The organism is Massilia cellulosiltytica (assembly GCF_047325105.1).
In the GTDB taxonomy this organism is placed as follows: Bacteria; Pseudomonadota; Gammaproteobacteria; order Burkholderiales; family Burkholderiaceae_D; genus Telluria; species Telluria orientalis.
Genome location: NZ_CP168562.1, coordinates 2,111,884 through 2,125,880, shown reverse-complemented (window position 1 = coordinate 2,125,880; position 13,997 = coordinate 2,111,884). Strand labels below are relative to the sequence as shown.

The 13,997-nt window shown below is 68.4% G+C and carries 12 protein-coding genes; 8 read left to right on the top strand and 4 right to left on the bottom strand.

Translation table 11 applies throughout. The annotated features are described in order from the left end of the window. Window positions 1-39: 39 nt before the first annotated feature. The 4 genes from ACEN9H_RS09505 to ACEN9H_RS09490 all read left to right on the top strand — a co-directional run bounded on the left by ACEN9H_RS09505 (window position 40) and on the right by ACEN9H_RS09490 (window position 4,246). Window positions 40-1,098, top strand: a complete 1,059-nt coding sequence (locus ACEN9H_RS09505; protein ID WP_413674564.1) for an NAD(P)H-dependent flavin oxidoreductase — start codon at window positions 40-42, stop codon at window positions 1,096-1,098. Window positions 1,099-1,433: 335 nt separating this feature from the next. Further along, complete coding sequence (locus ACEN9H_RS09500; protein WP_156403851.1) at window positions 1,434-1,586, top strand: hypothetical protein; 153 nt, start codon at window positions 1,434-1,436, stop codon at window positions 1,584-1,586. A 12-nt stretch (window positions 1,587-1,598) separates the two neighbouring features. After that, entirely contained in the window at window positions 1,599-2,006 is a 408-nt protein-coding gene (rnk, locus tag ACEN9H_RS09495; RefSeq protein WP_371764077.1) for a nucleoside diphosphate kinase regulator, read from the top strand. 659 nt (window positions 2,007-2,665) lie between these two features. Continuing rightward, window positions 2,666-4,246 (top strand): isocitrate lyase, encoded by a 1,581-nt coding sequence (locus tag ACEN9H_RS09490; protein ID WP_413674563.1) that lies wholly within the window; start codon window positions 2,666-2,668, stop codon window positions 4,244-4,246. A gap of 66 nt (window positions 4,247-4,312) precedes the next feature. Here the strand turns inward: ACEN9H_RS09490 and ACEN9H_RS09485 are convergent, their stop codons facing one another. The 3 genes from ACEN9H_RS09485 to ACEN9H_RS09475 all read right to left on the bottom strand — a co-directional run bounded on the left by ACEN9H_RS09485 (window position 4,313) and on the right by ACEN9H_RS09475 (window position 9,300). Next, on the bottom strand, window positions 4,313-7,402 hold the full coding sequence (locus ACEN9H_RS09485) for an efflux RND transporter permease subunit (RefSeq protein WP_413674562.1): 3,090 nt from the start codon (window positions 7,400-7,402) through the stop codon (window positions 4,313-4,315). Further along, window positions 7,399-8,607, bottom strand: coding sequence for an efflux RND transporter periplasmic adaptor subunit (locus ACEN9H_RS09480; protein WP_413674561.1), 1,209 nt, complete (start codon window positions 8,605-8,607; stop codon window positions 7,399-7,401). Before ACEN9H_RS09480 ends, ACEN9H_RS09485 begins: the two co-directional genes overlap by 4 nt. A 75-nt stretch (window positions 8,608-8,682) precedes the next feature. Then, the gene (locus tag ACEN9H_RS09475) at window positions 8,683-9,300 is read right to left on the bottom strand and encodes a TetR/AcrR family transcriptional regulator (RefSeq protein ID WP_056135763.1); all 618 of its coding nucleotides are present in this window, start codon (window positions 9,298-9,300) and stop codon (window positions 8,683-8,685) included. An 88-nt stretch (window positions 9,301-9,388) separates the two neighbouring features. Between ACEN9H_RS09475 and ACEN9H_RS09470 the strand changes: the two genes are divergently transcribed. Beyond that, the gene (locus ACEN9H_RS09470) at window positions 9,389-10,816 is read left to right on the top strand and encodes an efflux transporter outer membrane subunit (protein ID WP_413674560.1); all 1,428 of its coding nucleotides are present in this window, start codon (window positions 9,389-9,391) and stop codon (window positions 10,814-10,816) included. A gap of 3 nt (window positions 10,817-10,819) precedes the next feature. On the opposite strand, the gene ACEN9H_RS09465 is transcribed toward ACEN9H_RS09470, so the two are convergent. Next, entirely contained in the window at window positions 10,820-11,671 is an 852-nt protein-coding gene (locus tag ACEN9H_RS09465; protein ID WP_200948911.1) for a LysR substrate-binding domain-containing protein, read from the bottom strand. An 89-nt stretch (window positions 11,672-11,760) separates the two neighbouring features. Here ACEN9H_RS09465 and ACEN9H_RS09460 point away from each other — a divergent pair, with 89 nt between their 5' ends. From ACEN9H_RS09460 to ACEN9H_RS09450, 3 genes are all read left to right on the top strand, one after another. Then, window positions 11,761-12,609 carry an alpha/beta fold hydrolase gene (locus tag ACEN9H_RS09460; protein ID WP_413674559.1) on the top strand — a complete coding sequence of 283 codons (849 nt, stop codon included), beginning with the start codon at window positions 11,761-11,763 and terminating at the stop codon, window positions 12,607-12,609. 117 nt (window positions 12,610-12,726) lie between these two features. After that, window positions 12,727-13,566: a universal stress protein gene (locus ACEN9H_RS09455; RefSeq protein WP_413674558.1), complete on the top strand. Its 840-nt coding sequence runs from the start codon at window positions 12,727-12,729 to the stop codon at window positions 13,564-13,566. Between the two features lie 70 nt (window positions 13,567-13,636). Then, window positions 13,637-13,990 carry a hypothetical protein gene (locus ACEN9H_RS09450; protein ID WP_413674557.1) on the top strand — a complete coding sequence of 118 codons (354 nt, stop codon included), beginning with the start codon at window positions 13,637-13,639 and terminating at the stop codon, window positions 13,988-13,990. Window positions 13,991-13,997: the final 7 nt, after the last annotated feature.

Genomic DNA, 13,997 nt, shown 5'->3' with positions numbered 1-13,997 from the left:
GGCGCTAGGCTACACCGTCAACCTCATTCGGAGCCCATCATGCACACCTTCCTGCCCGACCGCCTCGGCATCGTCCACCCCATCATCCAGGCGCCCATGGCGGGCGTATCGACAGCCGCGCTGGCGGCCGCGGTCTCGAACGCCGGCGGCCTCGGTTCCATCGCCGTCGGCGCCGGCAACGCCACCCAGGCGCGCGCTGCGATCCACGCCGTGCGCGCCCTGACGGACAAGCCGTTCAACGTCAACGTGTTCGCGCATCGCCCCGCCCGCGCCGACGCGCGCCGCGAAGCCGCCTGGCTGGACTGGCTCGCCGCCCACTTCGATGCGCAGGAGACCACGGCGCCGCCGGCGCTGCGCGAAATCTACACGAGCTTCCTCGACGATCCGGCGATGCTCGCCGTGCTCGTCGAGGAACGGCCCGCCGTCGTCAGCTTTCACTTCGGCCTGCCCACGCCGTCGCAGGTGGCGAGCCTGCATGCGGCCGGCATCATGCTGATGGCCACCGCGACGTCGCCGCAGGAAGCACGCGCCATCGAAGCGGCGGGTATCGACGTCGTCATCGCCCAGGGTATCGAGGCCGGCGGCCACCGCGGCACGTTCGACCCGGTGCAACCGGATGCCGGGCTGGGCACGTTCGCACTCGTGCAACTCGTGCGCGCCAGCGTGACCATCCCGATCGTCGCCGCGGGCGGCATCATGGACGGCCGCGGCATCGCCGCGGCACTGCGCCTGGGCGCGGGCGCCGCGCAACTGGGCACCGCATTCATCCTGGCGCCGGAGTCGGCCGCCACGCCGCACCACCGCGCGCTGCTGCGCGACGGCTGCGCGCGGACGGCCATGACGGACGCCATCTCGGGCCGCGCCGCGCGCGGCATCGTGAACCGCTTCTTCGACGAGATCGGCGGGCCCGGCCATCCGCCCGTGCCCGATTACCCGATCGCGTACGACGCCGCGAAGGCGCTGCACGCCGCGGCGTTCAAGCGCGGCAACCAGAACTACTCGGTGAACTGGGCCGGCCAGGCCTATCCGCTGGCGCGCGCCATGCCGGCGGCGGCGCTGGTAGCCATGCTGGCAACCGAGCTCGACGCGGCTCGCTGACCACGCCGCGGCCTCGCACCCGCGCACGCCGGCCGCTCATCGAATGGCGCGCCGTTCGCGCGCCACGAGATGTACAATAGGGTATTGACTTATGGTGCATGGCAGCGCAATGGCTCACGAGAAATTTCAAATTTGCCGACAGCCCCACGCTCCCGTCCGCGCGACGGCGGCCTGCCTGCGCCTGCTCGATTACGCCCTGCCGCGCGCTCTCGCCCGGCTTCATTAAGCTCGGCGGCGGCGCAGCCGCTGGCCGGGCTCCACAGAACATATCCATCCGCCCGACCCGCGTCGGGCGGCCATGACCCATTCCTGTCCAGGACATAAAGAGACTACTTATGAAGATCAATCGACCCTCGCTATTCCGCCGCCCGCCCAGCATCCGCGCCATCAACGACCTGATCGCGCACCGCAAGCGCCTGCGCCATCGCATCGGCCTCGCCCTTGCCGTCTGCCTGCCGCTCGGCTGGCTGCTGCTCCATGTCGACTGAAGGAGGACCGCCATGCATCCCGCCATCACCATTTCGACGCTCGACCTCGACCGCATCGACCTGATGCTGGACCGGCTCCCGCTCGCCCAGGCGGCCGCGCGCGACGCGCTGTCCGACGAACTCGCGCGGGCCGACGTCGTCGCGCCCTGGGACATGCCGCCCCGCGTCGTGACCATGCGTTCCACCGTCCGCTTCCGCCTGGACGGCAAGGACAGCGAGTGGTGCAAGACGCTCGTCTATCCGAAGGAAATCGGCGAGGGCGACGACACGGTCTCCGTGCTGTCGCCCGTCGGCAGCGCCCTGCTGGGCCTGGCGGAAGGCGACTGCATCGAATGGACGCATCCCGACGGCCGCACGCTCGGCGTGGAAGTCGTCGAGGTCATCTACCAGCCGGAACGCGCCGGTCACTACCACCTCTGACCGCCGCGCATGTGCAGTCATGCGCCTGGCGGATGACGCTCATCACGAAACATCATTGGACGGTTCTTGTGCAATGCAGCACAATGCTTCCTGTCTCCTCTATCTTCCTCCAAGAAAATAGATTCAAGCCCGCCAACCAGCGGGCTTTTTTTTTGCCCCTGCGCTCCCGGCTGACTCTCCGGCCATTTCTCAAATTCGGGGTCAGAGCACATTTCGGCGCAAATTCGGGGTCAGAGCACATTTCGGTGCACAGTTCTTGCGGCAACTTTACGTTCTGGCCGCGAATGGCCTCTCTCCACAGCCTCCGAAACGTCCAGGCGACTCGCCGCGCTGCCCGCACGCGTCAACAATGCATGTAGAAATTGATCCGAAATGGGCTCTGACCCCGAATTGAATTCGAAATGTGCTCTGACCCCGAATTTTTCACTCGGCTGAATAGCGTTCCACGATATGAAATTTTAGCCTTTCAACAGGTGGGATGAATATTCCATTTCGCAAAATTATTTGCCGCATTGCGGAATGCTTGAGATAACTCATTGAATTTTATCGATTAATTTTAGTTTTATGTCTTATATAAGACAGAAGATTTAGACACCTGAATCTCTTATGATGAACCCATGCGCTTCACCACTTTCGATTCACTTTTCATGGAGTTCGACATGTCCGAGTACCAAAACGATATCCAGGCCATCGCCACCCTCAAGCAGCGCTACGGCAGCGGCTGGGACGCCATCAATCCGGAATCCGCCGCCCGCATGCGTGCGCAGAACCGCTTCAAGACCGGCCTCGACATCGCCCGCTACACGGCCGCGATCATGCGCCGCGACATGGCGAACTACGATGCCGATCCGTCCAAGTACACGCAGTCGCTGGGCTGCTGGCACGGTTTCATCGGTCAGCAGAAGCTGATCTCGATCAAGAAGCATTTCAACAGCACCGACCGCCGCTACCTCTACCTGTCGGGCTGGATGATCGCCGCGCTGCGCTCGGAATTCGGCCCGCTGCCGGACCAGTCGATGCACGAAAAGACCGCCGTCCCCGCGCTGATCAAGGAGCTGTACACGTTCCTGCGCCAGGCCGACGCCCGTGAACTGGGCGGCCTGTTCCGCCAGCTGGACGCGGCCGAAGGCGCCGCCAAGGCAGCGCTCCAGGAAAAGATCGACAACTTCGTCACGCACGTCGTGCCCATCATCGCCGACATCGACGCCGGCTTCGGCAACGCGGAAGCGACGTACCTGCTGGCCAAGCAGATGATCGAGGCGGGCGCCTGCTGCATCCAGCTGGAAAACCAGGTGTCGGACGAAAAGCAGTGCGGCCACCAGGACGGCAAGGTCACGGTCCCGCACGAAGACTTCCTCGCGAAGATCCGCGCCGTGCGCTACGCGTTCCTCGAGCTGGGCGTGGACGACGGCGTCATCGTCGCCCGTACCGACTCGCTGGGCGCCGGCCTGACCAAGCAGATCGCCGTCACCCACGAGCCGGGCGACCTGGGCGACCAGTACAATGCCTTCCTCGACGCGGAAGAAATCGCGGCCGCCGAACTGAAGAACGGCGACGTCGTGATCCAGCGTAACGGCAAGCTGCTGCGTCCGAAGCGCCTGGCGAGCAACCTGTTCCAGTTCCGCGAAGGCACGGGCGAAGCGCGCTGCGTCCTCGACTGCATCACGTCGCTGCAGAACGGCGCCGACCTGCTGTGGATCGAGACCGAGAAACCGCACATCGGCCAGATCGGCGGCATGGTCAAGGAAATCCGCAAGGTCATCCCGAACGCGAAGCTGGTGTACAACAACAGCCCGTCGTTCAACTGGACGCTGAACTTCCGCCAGCAGGTGTACGACGGCATGAAGTCGCGCGGCGAAGACGTGTCGGCCTACGACCGCGCCCACCTGATGAGCGCCGAGTACGACGACTCGATCCTGGCGAAGGTCGCCGACGAGCGCATCCGCACGTTCCAGGCCGACGCGGCGCGCGAAGCGGGCATCTTCCACCACCTGATCACGCTGCCGACCTACCACACGGCCGCCCTGTCCACGGACAACCTGGCCAAGGAGTACTTCGGCAACCAGGGCATGCTGGGCTACGTGGCCGGCGTGCAGCGCAAGGAAATCCGCCAGGGCATCGCCTGCGTCAAGCACCAGAACATGTCCGGTTCGGACATCGGCGACGACCACAAGGAATACTTCAGCGGCGAAGCGGCGCTGAAGGCCGGCGGCAAGCACAACACGATGAACCAGTTCTGATTCCGGTCACGACTGACGCCAGCCCGGGCGGTGCCGCAAGGCCCGCCCGGGCTTTTTGTCGCGGCCTCAGGCCGGTGCCGCCTCGGCCAGTGCCGGCGCGGACTCGGGCGCCGGAACGATCCGGAACCAGATGGCGTACATCGCGGGCAGGAACACGAGCGTCATGACCGTGCCCGCGAACGTGCCGCCGATCAGCGTGTAGGCGAGCGTGCCCCAGAACACGGAGTGCGTCAGCGGAATGAAGGCCAGCATCGCCGCCAGCGCCGTCAGGATGACCGGGCGCGCGCGCTGCACCGTCGCCTCGACGACGGCGTCGAACGGATTCAACCCTTCCGCGCGGTTGTGGTCGATCTGCCCGATCAGGATCAGCGTGTTGCGCATCAGGATGCCGGACAGCGCGACCAGGCCCACGAGCGCATTGATGCCGAACGGCTGGCGGAACAGGAGCAACGTCGGCACCACGCCGATCAGGCCCAGCGGGCTGGTCAGGAACACCATCACCATCGACGCGATCGAGCGCACCTGGAACACGATGATCAGGAGGGTGAACGCGAGCATGATGGGGAACAGCGGCAGCAGCGCGGCATTCGCCTTGCCGGCCTCCTCGATCGACCCGGCCATGACCAGCCTGTACCCGGACGGCAGCGCCGCCGCGACGGGTTGCAGCGCCTGCTGCATGGCCAGCGACACGTCCGGCGGCTGCAGGCCCTCAGCGATGTCGCCGCGAATGGTGATGGTCGGCACGCGGTCGCGCCGGCGCAGCACCGGTTCTTCCGGCCTGACGTCGACCGTGCCGACCTGCGACAACGGGATGCGCTGTCCGGCCGCGCCGACGAGCGTGAAGGCGTTGATCCGCGCCGGATCGAGGCGCACGTCCCCGGCCGCGCGGGCGACGACCTGCACCGAGCGGATGTCCTCGCGCACCGCCGTGACGGGCACGCCGCTCAACAGGAACTGCAGCTGCTGCGCCACGGCCGCCGACGTCAGGCCGACGGCCTGCAGGCGGTCCTGGTCCAGGGTGAAATGCAGGGTCGGCACGCGCGTGCCCCAGTCCGTGTTCACGGTGCGCATCTGCGGGCTGGCGCGCAGGATGGCTTCCACCTTCGCGGCAATGGCGCGCAGCGTGTCCGGGTCCGGGCCGGACAGGCGGAACGCGACCGGGTACGGCGAGTACGGGCCGAACACCAGCTGCGTGACGCGCACCCGGGCCTCCGGCGCCAGGCCGTCGGCGACGGCGGCGCGCAGGCGCAGCTTGAGCGCCTCGCGTTCCTGTTCATTGTCGGTGCGGATCACGATCTTGGCGAACGACGGATCGGGCAGCTCCGGCGCCATCGCCAGGTAGAAGCGCGGTGCGCCCTGCCCGATGTACGCGGTGACGGTGCGCGCTTCCTTCTGCTTCGCGAGCCACGCCTCGACCTTCGCCGCGGCGGCGGACGTCTGCCCGATCGCCGTCCCGTAAGGCAGCTGCACTTCCACCAGCACTTCCGGCCGGTCGGACGTCGGGAAGAACTGCTTCTTGACGACGGCCATGCCGGCGCCGGCCAGCCCGAAGGTGCCGATCACGATCAGCGCGACGAGCCATTTGCGCCGGATCACGGTACCCAGCAGCCGCCGGAACCGGTTGTAGTTCGGCGTGTCATAGATGGCGTGATGACCGCCTTCGACCTTAGGAATCGCCGGCAGGAGTTTAACGCCCAGGTAGGGTGTGAACACGACGGCGACGATCCACGACGTGACGAGGGCGATGCCCACGATCCAGAACATGTTGCTCGTGTACTCGCCGGCCGTCGATTTCGCGAAGCCATTCGGCATGAAGCCGATGGCCGTGATGAGCGTGCCGGACAACATGGGGGCCGCCGTATGGGTCCAGGCGTACGCGGACGCCTGCACGCGGTCGTAGCCCTCTTCCATCTTCACGACCATCATTTCGATGGCGATGATGGCGTCGTCGACGAGCAGGCCGAGCGCGAGGATCAGGGAGCCGAGGGTGATGCGGTCGAAGTTCTTGCCCGTCGCGGCCATCACGATGAAGACGGCGGCCAGGGTCAGCGGCACGGCCGTGGCGACGACGAGTCCCACGCGCCAGCCCATGCTGAGGAAACAGACAACCATGACGACAAGGAGCGCGACGAAGAACTTGATCATGAATTCATCGACGGCGCCGCCGATGTTCACGGCCTGGTCGGTCACCTTGGCGAGACTCATGCCCAGCGGGACGTCCTTGTTGATGGACGCGACCTCGGCATCGAGCGCCTTGCCCAGGTCGAGGCCGTTCCAGCCATCGCGCATCACCACGCCCAGCAGCAGCGCCGGTTCGCCGTTGTTACGGATCAGGAAGGTGGCTGGATCCTCGTAGCCGCGTTCGACCGTCGCGATGTCGGACAGCTTCAAGGTGCGCCCCTGGCTGACGACCGGCGTGTCGCGGATTTTCTGCAGCTCGTCGTAGGCGCCGTCCAGGCGGACGAAGACTTGCGCGCCCTTCGTGTCGATCGAACCGGCAGGCGTCAGCACGTTGCGCGCATTGAGCGCGGCGAAGATGTCCTGCGGGGCGATGCCCAGCGTGGCGAGGCGGTCGTGCGAGAACGACACGAAGATGCGCTCGGCCTGTTCGCCGATGATGTTCACCTTCTTGACGCCGGCGACGTGCAGCAGGCGCTGGCGCAGGGTTTCGGCATCGCGCACCAGCAGGCGTGACGGCTTGCCCCGCGCCTTCAGGGCGTACAGGGAGAACGTGACGTCGGCGAATTCGTCGTTGACCATCGGGCCGATGACGCCGCGCGGGAGCGAAGCCTGCGCGTCCTGCAGCTTCTTGCGCGCCTGGTAGAACTGGTCGGGCACGTCGGCGGGCGGCGTGCTGTCCAGCAGCGTGACCGTCGTGAACGCAAGGCCCGGACGGGTATAGGTGTCCGTGCGATCGTAGTAGCGGAGTTCCTGCATGCGCTTTTCGAGCGGTTCCGCCACCTGGTCCTGCATTTCCTGGGCGGTGGCGCCGGGCCAGGCCGTGATCACCGTGAGCTGCTTCACCGTGAACGGCGGGTCTTCCGCGCGGCCCAGCTTCAGGAAGGCCAGCACGCCGGCCAGCGAGACGAGCAGGATGAGGAACAGCGTGACCGACCGCTCGCGCACGGCCAGCGCGGACAGGTTGAAGCGGCTCATCGTGCGGCTCCCGGCGCGACATGTGGCGCGGCTTGTGGCGAGGCTTGTGGCGCGGCTTGTGGCGCGGTTTGTGGCGCGGTTTGCAACGCGGTTGCGGCGGCAAGCCGGCCCGGCACCCGATCGACGCGCACGGTGTCGCCTTCGTGCAGCAGATGGGCGCCCAGCGCGACCACGCGCTCGCCCGCTTTCAGCTGGCCCGTCACGCGCGCCGTGTCGTCGCCGATCGCGAGCACGTCGATGCGGCGCCAGGTGACCCTGGCCGGCTCGCCCGCCACGGTCCAGACGCCGCTGCCCTTGCCCGTGTCGAGGACCGCGGCGGCCGGGACCTGCAGCGTGCCGGCCTTGCTGTTGCCGTCACCGTCGCCACTACCTTCGCCGTCCAGGCGCAAGGTGACAGTGGCGCCGAGCGGCGCGTCGGCCAGCGGGCCGTCGAGGACGTATTTCGCCTCGTACGTGCGCGTGAGGCGGTCTGCGGCGTCCGCGAGCTGCCGCAGGCGGGCCACGCCGGCAGCCTGTCCGCCATACAGCGTGGCCTGCGCCTGCGATCCGAGCCGGGGCCGCATCGTCTCGGGCAACTGCACGACCGCCTCGCGCGGGCCCGCGTGCGCGAGGCGCACGACGGTCTGGCCGGCGCCGACCACCTGGCCCGGCTCCGCCAGCGTGTCGACGACGACGCCGTCCGCGTCCGCCACGAGCAACGCATAGCCGGCCGCGTTGCGCGCGACGTCGTACTGCGCCTCGGCCGCGCTCAGCTGCGCTGTCGCCGCGTCCGCGGCGGCCTTCAGCTGCTCGTACGCGGAGGCCGACACGGCGCCTGCCGCGCCGAGGTGGCGGTTGCGGGCCTCGTCGTCGGCCGCCTGGCGCGCGCGGGCGCGGGCGGCCGTGACGGCCTCGGCCTGCGCACGCGCCTGCAGGCCGAGGTCGACGGGATCGATGCGCATCAGGGGCTGCCCCCGGCGGACGGCCTGGCCGACGTCGACGAGGCGCTGCACCACCTTGCCCGGCACGCGAAAGCCCAGGTCGCTCTGGACCCGGGCGCCGACGACGCCGGTGAATGAACGGGCGGTGGCCGGCGCGCCCTGGACGAGAATCGTCTCGACCAGGGGCGCCGCCGTGCGGGCGTCGGCGGCGGGCTTGTCGCCGCATGCCGCGAGGACAATCGGCAGCAGGCACAGGGCGCGTGCGCCGCGTGAGCGAATGGACATGGGAGCTCCCTTTGGTAAGAAAGCCCCCATTCTTCTACCGGTGACCAAATAAGTCAATGGTCACTATCCGGATTTTTATGGCGCCAGGCTGCGCAGCACGAGGTTCGACAGGTGCAGCGTCGCGTCCTGCGCGCCTTCCAGGTTGTATTGGAGCAGCAGCGGATTGATGTACGGTTTCATGACGAGGCAGATCGCGTTGGCCGTCTCGTCCAGCGGCGTCTTGCGTTCGAACTCGCCCGCCTCGCGTCCCTCGCGGACGATCCGTGCGATGAGTTCCTCGACGTAGCGCTCGTAAGCCTGCACCGACGGCCACGCGTCCCTCGAAGCGGTCGCGGCGATGTCGTACAGCTTGCGGTCTTCGAAGAACAGCGCCGTGCCCGCGTCGATGAACGCCCGGAACATGCGGCGGAACCGGTCGGATGCGCTGGCGCCGCCCGCGACCGCCGCGTCGACGGCCTGCATGACTTCGGCGAGACGGTTCGCGCAGATGACTTCGCCGATCGCCTGCTTCGAATCGAAGAACTTGTAGATATAGGCCTTGGAAAAACCGATCGCCTTGGCCAGGTCGGACACGGTCGTCTTTTCATAGCCGTAGCGGGTGAAGTAATCCGTCGCGGCGTCGACGATCTGCGTGCGGACGTCATGGTCGAGCGGTCCCCGGGTCGGGGATGGAGAAGTGAGGGTCGTGTTCATGGCGATAGCTTAACGCGTCGAACAAACGTTTGACAAAGTGTGACCAATAAGTATTATAGTCACTAGTCACAACATTCAAGGATAGACCATGACCACGATTCGCCTGCTCGCGGCCGCCGTCGTCGCCGTCGCGGCAACGGGCTGCGCCGTCGGCCCCGACTACCGGCGTCCGGACGCGCCCGTCCCGGACCGTTACCTCGGCCAACCCACCGCCGCGCAAGGCCCGGCCGCCGGGCTGGACGCGTGGTGGGACGGCTTCGGCGACCCGCAACTGGCGCGCTACGTCGCGCAGGCGCTGGCGGGCAATCTCGACCTCGCGCAGGCCGCGGCGCGCGTGGCCCAGGCGCGCGCCGGCCTGCATGCGGCCGACGCGGCGCTGCTGCCGGCCGGCGCGGTCAATGCGTCCGCGGCGCGTGCGTACCAGTCGGTGGAGACGCCGCTGGGCCGCGTCGCCGGCGCCACGCCCGGCTACGAACGGTGGGGCAACGCCTATGAGGTGAACGCGGCCGCCAGCTGGGAAATCGACGTGTTCGGCAGCCTGCGCCGCGGCCGCGAGGCGGCAAGCGCCGACTACCAGGCGTCGACGGCGGACTTCGTCGCGGCCCGGCTCGCCGTCGCCGCCCAGACGGCGGACATCTACATCGGCATCCGCGGCCTGCAGGCCCGCCTCGGCATCGCCCGGCGCCAGGTCGCCACGCGCCGCGACCTGCTCGCCAAGGTGACGCTGCTGCACGACAGGGGTGTGGCGCCCGCCTACCAGGTGCACCAGACGGAGGGCGAACTGGCGCAGGCCGAAGCCGCGGTGCCCGCGCTGCAGGCCGCGCTCGACGCGGCGTCGAACGCGCTGGACGTCATGCTGGGCACGCCGCCCGGCACGCACCGTGACGAGTTAAGCGTGTCCGTCTCGATCCCGGCCGTGCCGGCCATCGGCGCGATGGGCGCGCCGGCCGACCTGCTGCAGCGCCGGCCCGACCTGATCGCGGCGGAGCGGCGCGTGGCCGCGGGCAATGCACGCATCGGCGCGGCGATGGCGGAATACTATCCGCACGTGTCGCTGGGCGCCCTGCTCGGCAGCGCGACGACCTTGTCCGCCGGCCATTTATTCGGCGCAAACGCCAGCGAGGGCGCCGCCCTGCTCGGCGTGCGCTGGCGCTTGTTCGACTTCGGCCGCATCGACGCGCAGATCGCCCAGGCCAAAGGACGCGAAGCGGAGTCGCTCGCGGCCTACCGCCTCGCCGTGCTGCACGCGACGGAGGATGTCGAGAACGCCTTTTCGGCGCTGGCCCACCGCACGCAGCAGACGGCCGTCCTCGTGCGCGGCGAGGATGCGCTGGATCGCGCGCGCGCAGCGTCGTTCGCTGCCTACCAGCGGGGCGCCGCCAGCCTGATCGACGTCCTGCGCGCGGACGACACGCTGCTGCGCACGGCCGACGCGCGTGCGCAGGCGCAGGCGGACGTGGCGCGCGCGGCCGTCGCGGCCTACAAGGCGCTCGGGGGCGGCTGGACACCCGCCTGACGGTCAGCGCCGCAACTCCGCCATGATTTTCTCGGCGAGGAAGTCGCACGGCGGCCGCTTCGACTTGGTGCTGCGCGCGAGGATGACTTCGAGCGGGTCGATTTCCGGCAGCCCCTGCGCCTGGCCGAGCAGGCTCAGGTGCGCGGGCACGGCGCAGCGCGCGAGCGGCGCCACGGCCAGGCCCGCCTCGACCATGCTGAGCAGGCCCATCAGGCTGGGGCTCTCGTACGACGTCCGGTAGGGAATCTTCGCCTTTTCCAGGCTGCGGATCGCGTTTTCGCGCGCCACGCTGCCGGGCAGGAACACGGCGATGGGCAGCGGCCGCTCGCGCCACAGGTCGCGCGCACTGGGGGTCGCGGCCCACACCATCGGCTCGAACCGGACGAACTCGCCGGACAGCCCCTTCACGCGCGTCGCGCACACGAGGTCGACCGAGCCATCCTTCACCATCGGCGCCAGCGCCACGCTCGGCAGGCCCACGACCTGGATCTGCACCTTCGGATACGTCGCGGAGAATTTTTTCAGAATCGGCGGAAACAGCGACGACGCGTAATCGTCGGGCACGCCGATGACGACGCGGCCCGTGATGTCCGGCCGCACGACCGCGGCCCACGCCTCGTCGCGCAAGGCCAGCATGCGCCGGGCGTAGGTCAGCAGCACCTCGCCGTCCTGCGTCGGCGTGACGCTGCGCGGGCCGCGCACGAACAGCGGCTTGCCGAGCGCGCCTTCCAGCGTCTTGATCTGCATGCTCACGGCCGACTGCGAGCGGTGCACGACTTCCGCCGCGCGGCTGATGTTGCCGGTGTCCGCCACGGCGACGATCATGGCCAGGACGTCGAGGTCGAGTGATTTCATAGGCATCAGAAAATCTGATTGATTGATTCAGTATTATGCGATTTTCTTGGGACTTTGTGTGCGGCATAGTAGCGCAAAAGGAGTCAACGATGAACGCACGCACCGACCAGCACGCCCTGTCCGTACCCGAGATCTACTTCGCCACCCTGCCGTCCGGCGTGCGCATGCCGTACGTGATGCGCGGGGCCGGCGAGCCGCTGCTGTTCGTCCACGGCTCGCTGTGCGACTACCGCTACTGGAACGGCCAGACGACCGCGCTGTCGAAACGCTTCCAGTGCGTCTCCGTGAGCCTCAGCCACTACTGGCCGGCCGACGACCTCGCGCTGCAGGGCGCGTTCAACTGGTGGACGCACGTCGCGGAACTCGCCGAATTCATCACCGCCATGGGCCTCGGTCCGGTGCACCTGGTCGGCCACTCGCGCGGCGGCTGCGTCGCATTCCACCTGGCGCGCGACTATCCGCACCTCGTGAAATCGCTGACCCTGGCCGATCCCGGCGGCCCGCTGCACGCCGACGCGCCGCTGCCGCCCGCGACGGAAGCCCTGCGCGCACGGGCTGCCCGGCTGATCGAAGACGGCGACGTCGACGCGGGCCTGGAACTGTTCGTCGATTCCGTCAGCCTGCCGGGCATCTGGCGCAAGAGCCCCGCGCCGTTCCGCACGATGGCGACCGACAACGCGGCCACCCTGCCGATGCAGTTCCGCGACCCGCTGCCGGCCTACACCCGCGCCGCGGCGGAAGCGATCGCATGCCGGACGCTGCTGATCGCGGGCGAACGGAGCCCGCGCATGTATCGCGACAACGTGGCCCAGCTGGCCGAGTGGATCGGCGGCGCCCAGGTACGCACCGTGGCCGGCGCATCGCACGGGATGAACGTGACGCATGCGGCGGAGTTCAACCGGCAGCTGGAAGCGTTCGTCGGCACCGTGCCGGCTTGACCGAAGCGCTTGACAGCGCGCTTCCACGACGACACGCGGCACCAAGCGGACAAATCCCGGTCGAACGACTGCACCGCGCCATTCCGGCAGCGCGGCGCATCTTCGAAAGGATTTGCGATGTACAAGACCATCGTCGTTCACGTCGACGGCAGTCCGCAGCAGGACAGCCGCATGGCCGCCGCCGCCCGCCTCGCCCGCGAGCACGGCGCGCACCTGGTGGGCAGCGCGGCGACGGGCATCTCGTGGACGGACTACCTGTTACTCACCGGATCCATGGCCGCGCCGGTCCCGCCGGCCGACTTCGACGGCTTGCGCGAGACCGCGGCCCTGCATCTGCGTGCGTTCACCGACCAGGCCACCAAACTCGGCGTCGCCTCGGTGGAAACACGCTTGATCGAAGACACGGCCGATGGCGCGCTGCTGCTGCAGGCGCGCTATGCCGACCTGGTCGTGCTCAGCCGCGACGTCGATCCGGAACCCGGCATCCCGCCCCGCGTGCGCAGGCTGCCGGAACACGTGGCGCTGCGGGGCCCGCGGCCGGTGCTGGTCGTCCCGCCCGCTTACGCGGACGCGCCGATCGCCGCCACCGTGGTCGCGGGCTGGGACGGCAGCACGCAGGCACTGCGCGCCCTGGCCGCCGCTCTGCCGCTGCTGGCGCGCGCGGACGGCGTGCGGCTCGTCCTCGTCAATCCGGACCGGCTGTCCGACGCGCACGGCGAACAGCCGGGCGCCGACATGGCGCTCTACCTGGCCCGCCACGGCGTGAAGGTCGACGTCGTGCTCGAGCGCACGCACGCGACGGCCGGCGACGCCCTGATGGCGCTCGCGCGCACCGCGGGCGCGGGCTTGATCGTCGCCGGCGCGTACGGCCACAGCCGCTACCGCGAATGGGTGCTGGGCGGCGTGACGCGCGAACTGCTGGAGCGCGCGCCCGTACCGTTGCTGCTGGCCCATTAACGGGAAAATAACGGTCGCGAAAAGCGGGCCGAGTCATCCGGCTATCACGTTCCAGATGTAGAATAGCAAGATGACAACGAAGAACATCGTCGAATGCACGTGTACCGGATGCGGCCACACACTCCAGGTGGCCTGTCCGCACTGCGCGACAACCTCGCAGCCGGCGCCATCCGGTTCGGGCCAGCGGACCGACCTGGTCACCGCCCTCCTCGTCGACGCCGTGATCAGCGCGAGCGCCGCCGAAGGCACGGCGTATGCGGCGCGCACCCTGTGCGAGAACGGCGTGCCGTTCGACGTGGCGCTGCGCGTCCTGACGCGGCCGTGGCACCGGCGCTACCATCCCGTTTCGGAGATGCAGATGCAGATGCATACACAGCCGGCGGACAGGCCGGATGCAGCCGCCAAGGCCGTCTTCCCGCATTGACGGCCTG

Bases quoted from the DNA above. Each gene is read 5' to 3' on its own strand.
- ACEN9H_RS09460 (WP_413674559.1), top strand. From the start codon at position 11,761: ATGAACGCACGCACCGACCAGCACGCCCTGTCCGTACCCGAGATCTAC.
- ACEN9H_RS09490 (WP_413674563.1), top strand. From the start codon at position 2,666: ATGTCCGAGTACCAAAACGATATCCAGGCCATCGCCACCCTCAAGCAG.
- ACEN9H_RS09505 (WP_413674564.1), top strand. From the start codon at position 40: ATGCACACCTTCCTGCCCGACCGCCTCGGCATCGTCCACCCCATCATC.
- ACEN9H_RS09455 (WP_413674558.1), top strand. From the start codon at position 12,727: ATGTACAAGACCATCGTCGTTCACGTCGACGGCAGTCCGCAGCAGGAC.
- ACEN9H_RS09465 (WP_200948911.1), bottom strand. From the start codon at position 11,671: ATGAAATCACTCGACCTCGACGTCCTGGCCATGATCGTCGCCGTGGCG.
- ACEN9H_RS09475 (WP_056135763.1), bottom strand. From the start codon at position 9,300: ATGAACACGACCCTCACTTCTCCATCCCCGACCCGGGGACCGCTCGAC.
- ACEN9H_RS09500 (WP_156403851.1), top strand. From the start codon at position 1,434: ATGAAGATCAATCGACCCTCGCTATTCCGCCGCCCGCCCAGCATCCGC.
- ACEN9H_RS09480 (WP_413674561.1), bottom strand. From the start codon at position 8,607: ATGTCCATTCGCTCACGCGGCGCACGCGCCCTGTGCCTGCTGCCGATT.
- rnk (WP_371764077.1), top strand. From the start codon at position 1,599: ATGCATCCCGCCATCACCATTTCGACGCTCGACCTCGACCGCATCGAC.
- ACEN9H_RS09485 (WP_413674562.1), bottom strand. From the start codon at position 7,402: ATGAGCCGCTTCAACCTGTCCGCGCTGGCCGTGCGCGAGCGGTCGGTC.
- ACEN9H_RS09450 (WP_413674557.1), top strand. From the start codon at position 13,637: ATGACAACGAAGAACATCGTCGAATGCACGTGTACCGGATGCGGCCAC.
- ACEN9H_RS09470 (WP_413674560.1), top strand. From the start codon at position 9,389: ATGACCACGATTCGCCTGCTCGCGGCCGCCGTCGTCGCCGTCGCGGCA.